The 4,247-nt window shown below is 44.7% G+C and carries 6 protein-coding genes and 1 pseudogene; 4 read left to right on the top strand and 3 right to left on the bottom strand.

Annotation, left to right across the window (positions count from 1 at the left end; translation table 11 throughout):
• Positions 1-359: pseudogene (locus tag F6K20_RS26700) on the top strand (hypothetical protein); the annotation flags it as partial.
• A gap of 345 nt (positions 360-704) precedes the next feature.
• Here the strand turns inward: F6K20_RS26700 and F6K20_RS26695 are convergent.
• Positions 705-1,415, bottom strand: a complete 711-nt coding sequence (locus F6K20_RS26695; protein WP_287296653.1) for a precorrin-2 C(20)-methyltransferase — start codon at positions 1,413-1,415, stop codon at positions 705-707.
• A 40-nt stretch (positions 1,416-1,455) separates the two neighbouring features.
• Between F6K20_RS26695 and F6K20_RS26690 the strand changes: the two genes are divergently transcribed.
• A complete protein-coding gene (locus F6K20_RS26690) occupies positions 1,456-2,160 on the top strand; it encodes an esterase/lipase family protein (RefSeq protein ID WP_071102584.1) in 705 nt (234 codons plus the stop codon).
• A 107-nt stretch (positions 2,161-2,267) separates the two neighbouring features.
• On the opposite strand, the gene F6K20_RS26685 is transcribed toward F6K20_RS26690, so the two are convergent.
• Positions 2,268-2,432 carry a hypothetical protein gene (locus F6K20_RS26685; RefSeq protein WP_287296651.1) on the bottom strand — a complete coding sequence of 55 codons (165 nt, stop codon included), beginning with the start codon at positions 2,430-2,432 and terminating at the stop codon, positions 2,268-2,270.
• Between the two features lie 68 nt (positions 2,433-2,500).
• Positions 2,501-2,971, bottom strand: a complete 471-nt coding sequence (locus F6K20_RS26680; protein ID WP_287296649.1) for an IS1096 element passenger TnpR family protein — start codon at positions 2,969-2,971, stop codon at positions 2,501-2,503.
• Positions 2,972-3,206: 235 nt separating this feature from the next.
• On the opposite strand from F6K20_RS26680, the gene F6K20_RS26675 reads away from it, so the two are divergent.
• Both F6K20_RS26675 and F6K20_RS26670 read left to right on the top strand, forming a co-directional pair.
• The gene (locus tag F6K20_RS26675) at positions 3,207-3,341 is read left to right on the top strand and encodes a hypothetical protein (RefSeq protein WP_287296647.1); all 135 of its coding nucleotides are present in this window, start codon (positions 3,207-3,209) and stop codon (positions 3,339-3,341) included.
• Between the two features lie 286 nt (positions 3,342-3,627).
• On the top strand, positions 3,628-3,990 hold the full coding sequence (locus F6K20_RS26670) for a hypothetical protein (RefSeq protein ID WP_287296645.1): 363 nt from the start codon (positions 3,628-3,630) through the stop codon (positions 3,988-3,990).
• The last annotated feature ends 257 nt before the right edge of the window (positions 3,991-4,247 follow it).

The following is a 4,247-nucleotide window of genomic DNA, read 5'->3' as shown; positions in this document are numbered from 1 at the left end:
ACTCTGTATCGAATGTGAAGTTAGGTCGCGGTGGTGGGGCTGGTAGTGGTGTCCTGGGTTTTGGTGGTAGCTGCTGGATCGGGAAAGACCCTCTGGTGATAATCGGTCTTTTGCGGTTTAGCAGTGGTAAAGGATACTTACCAATTGAGGGTAAGGGTTTTATCGGTAGGGATCTCAGAGGTGGGGATTTGGGAATTTTCAGGGGCTTTAGAGCAGGTATTGAAGGTAGCGGTGGTGGAGGGGGTGGGAAAGGATTAAATAACGAAGGGATGGAGGGCTTGGTCGGAGTTTTGGCATTCGGTAGAGCTGGCAGGGTAAGTGGTGGTGCAGCAGACTTGGGAACACGGCTCAGTTGTTGAGGGCTTAACTCCAACACTTGCACCATTGAGTCTTCCTTAGGCTTTTGATTCTTCAACAAATCACCTAAGATCGGTACGATTAGCATATGAACCCCCAGAGAGGCGGTAACAGAAATCACTAGGGGGTGACTCAGCATTTCTGGGATGTTTTTAATTAAAGAAGCATCGGACATGGCAGTTATTGTTGACGTATTTCCATGGTTGCTAATAAGCTCTCGGCTGAGGAGATGCTTATTCAATTCAGTCTTGGCAAATAAGAGTGAGTGATCGTGCTCGGGCTAGCTATAACAACTATTTTGACAACTACATCGATGGCTGAAACATTGTTATCTCTTGGTTTGCTATCTATTGGTTCACCTTAACAATTAGCAGAGAAAAATAGGGTAATGCCAGATTAGGGCGATCGCATAAATTACGATATATCACCTGCTCCGGTAGAGTTGCTCGTTCTACCACATAGGCATTTTCCAACAACTGATGTCGATGCAGCACTTGCCACACCTGCTGATAAACTGAACTGACTTTGAGCAGGACTACTACATCTGCCCAATCCAAAACCTTTTCCAGTTCATCCACATTATAGAGAGCTGGTAGCACGACCAGGCGCTGATCACGAATGGTCAAGGGTAATCCCAAAACCGATGCTGTAGCCATGGGGGAAGATACCCCTGGTACAGTTTGAATCAGGCTTTGAGGATGTAACTGCTGTAGCCTCTGTGCCAAATAGGTAAATGTGCTGTAAAAACTCACATCTCCTTCGCACACAAATGCTACGTCTTGCCCTAATCCTAGATAATTCCAGACTTGCTCAGCAGCAAGTTGCCATGCTTGGGTCAAGATAGCGGTATCCTGCACATAAGGAAATGTCAAGGGTAACTGCACCTGATGATTCTCCAACCATTGAGCGACAATCTGTTGAGCCATTCCTGGTTTTCCACGGACTCCAGTAGGAAAGGCTACTACTGGTGCCTGTTTCAATATACGTAGTGCTTTGAGGGTGATCAGGTCAGGATCCCCAGGTCCGACACTTATACCATAAAGTGTACCTAGTTTCACAAAAGTTTAAAATTATCTATAAAATTTAAAATTACCACCGATGCCATTACCAACTGTTATTTTACCGGGCTATTTTGCTAGCGCTAGTGAATACCGTGATTTAGAACAATCACTACAACAGCTAGGGATTGCCGCAACTACTGTACCAATACGCCAACAGGATTGGTTTCCTACCCTCGGTGGTCGCTCTGTGGTGCCAATTTTGCGAAAAATCGACCAAGCTGTTAAACAGCAGTTGGAGAAGCATAACACGCCACAGATTAATTTAATCGGTCACTCTGCTGGTGGTTGGATTGCCAGGATCTATCTAGGAGAAAAGCCTTACACGATTCATCGAGATGTTAGTGATGACTCGGTAGGGTTATGGAATGCTCATTCCTATATCTCTACCTTGGTGACTCTGGGTACACCTCATATGAGTCAGGAACGTTGGACTAAACGCAATCTTGATTTTGTTAATGATAACTATCCAGGGGCGTTTCACCAAGATGTCAATTATATTTGTGTCGCTGGTAAGGCAATTTATGGTAAGCGACGTTTAGGCAGCTGGTTGGCTTACAACAGTTACAAGCTCACTTGTGGAGAAGGGAATTGCTGGGGAGATGGGATTACTCCGATTACTGCTGCTCATTTGGCTGGAGCGACTAATATTACTCTTGATGAGGTGCTACATTCTCCTAGAAGGAAGGGGATTTGGTATGGTTCACCTGAGGTCAGGGAGGCTTGGGTGAAGTGTTTAGGTTGAAGGTTTAGAAGGTTTATTAGGTTGAAGGTTTATTTGGTTGAAGGTTGAAGGTTATTTGGTTGAAGGTTATTTGGTTGAAGGTTGAAGGTTATTTGGTTGAAGGTTTATTAGGTTGAAGGTGTAGGGTGCGTTAGGGGCGGGCGAGCCATGATTTTCCCCCTCTTCGCCCCTGGTTGAAACAGCCCGCACCGTAACGCACCATCAGTTGAAGGTTTATTTGGTTGAAGGTTGAAGGTTGAAGGTGTAGGGTGCGTTAGGGGCGGGCGAGCCATGATTTTCCCCCTCTTCGCCCCTGGTTGAAACAGCCGCACCGTAACGCACCATTAGGTCTAGAGATGAATTATTCCTCTTCATCATAGTCGTCATCATAGTCTTCTTCATCATAATCTGGGTATTGTTCGGGAGCCTCGCCTTTCTGATCGATTAATTTGGGATACCGTTTTCTCGGTTCCCGAGCTACCTCGTCATCAAGACAAAGAATGTGGAATAACCACTCATCCCCATAATCAAAGAGAAACAACATCTCTTTGTCTTTCTTGAAAACCTGATTAACTTTGGTTTTGCGGACACTTTTTTCTTTTCGGTCTGGATCACCAAATCCATCAGTGCTGTCTGCGAAAATGGTATAGACTTCGGTGCTTTCGTAATAATTATCGATGTTGTTATAAAATCCGAAGGCATGGTCGAAAAAGAAACCATAATACTTAGTAATAGTCTCTGCTAATTTGTACAGAGAAGCGGTGCCTGGGATGAGTATTGTTCTGTAGGTTTCTAGATCACATGAAACTTTCAGGCTGAACAGGGTGCTCATCTTGTGTATTGTTTTTATAGTCTTGGTAGTTATACATTAATTAAGTGTTTCATAATTGTGTCGCATTTTGGGTTAAGGATTTGACATATATAGCGCTACGCGCAAGGCAAGAGCCAAGAGGCAAAAGTTTACTAAAACAGCTTATTCAGCCGTCAGCCTAATGCCGTCAGCCAAAGGCGCATTCGCTGAATGCTGATAGCTGAATGATTATCCCATGTAATTTAGGGATTTATGTTTGCGATTGACCTTTGGTCACGCTACGCGAACGCATTCCTCTAAAACTATAGGGGCATATTGGTGGAATGGGCATATTGGTGGAACGGGCATCTTGGTGGAACGGGCATCTTGCCCCTATCCTGCCTACCGATAAAATCAGGGCGAGCCTTTTGGTGGTGCGTTACGGGGCAGACTATCCCAACCCTGGCGCTCGAGGCGAAAAATAAGGGCACGTCCGCCCCTAACGCACCCTACTACTTGTTTTAAGCACCTACACAGAATTAATTGCCTACTCCAAATCTCTGTAACCCTTACCCTGCTAGGCTTTGAGTTTTGTAAAATTTGCAATTAATTTTGTGTACCTGCTTATCTGCTATATTAGCTATGTTTGAGACATAAGCTCTCGAATTCACAAAGATCGTTCATCTTAAAATAGTCAAATGCCAAAATTAGGAAAAATTCTGTCCTTGTGTGTGTTAGCTGTTCTGTTCCTATTTGCTTTCTCCTATCCAGCTAGTGCCACCCAGTTTGGAGAATGGGAGCTACGGAAACCAAATACAGAATACTTTGCAGAATCAGCCGGCATAGTGGTCTGTAATACCAATTCATTGCCAGATCAAGATTCATCGGCAATAGCAACTACACCAGGGAATATAATCCGAGTAGAAACGCGATTTAACTACAATGGTGATCATCAGTATCCTGCTCTTTCCTCACTCACCTTTCCAGTGCGCCAAGGTGATACCTGGCGAGTTGTGGGAGAGGGAGCGAGATATTGCTTCTGGGTCCCATTCATCGACTAAAGCTCTCGGGTAGGCTTATACCGATTTCCTCAATGCTTGCTACAGATGTTTATTCTTCGGTGTGTAGCAGGATTTAATGAAATTGGCATCAGGGGCAGTAATGTCCCTGTTTTTTTTTAAAAAATTGCTCTTGACCGAAAACCCTGAGGGCGCAAGCCCCTAGATTCTATCTATGGGGTTAGCCCGAACAGGAATTTATTCCCTGATTACTCGGGAACTTTAGCATCTTTGGATTCGGCAAAGCCGACGCTGCGCGA

The sequence above is a fragment of the Moorena sp. SIO2C4 genome (genome assembly GCF_010672485.1).
Classification (GTDB): domain Bacteria; phylum Cyanobacteriota; class Cyanobacteriia; order Cyanobacteriales; family Coleofasciculaceae; genus Moorena; species Moorena producens.
Note: the sequence above shows the minus strand (reverse complement) of the source record. Positions and strands in the feature narration are given on the sequence as shown.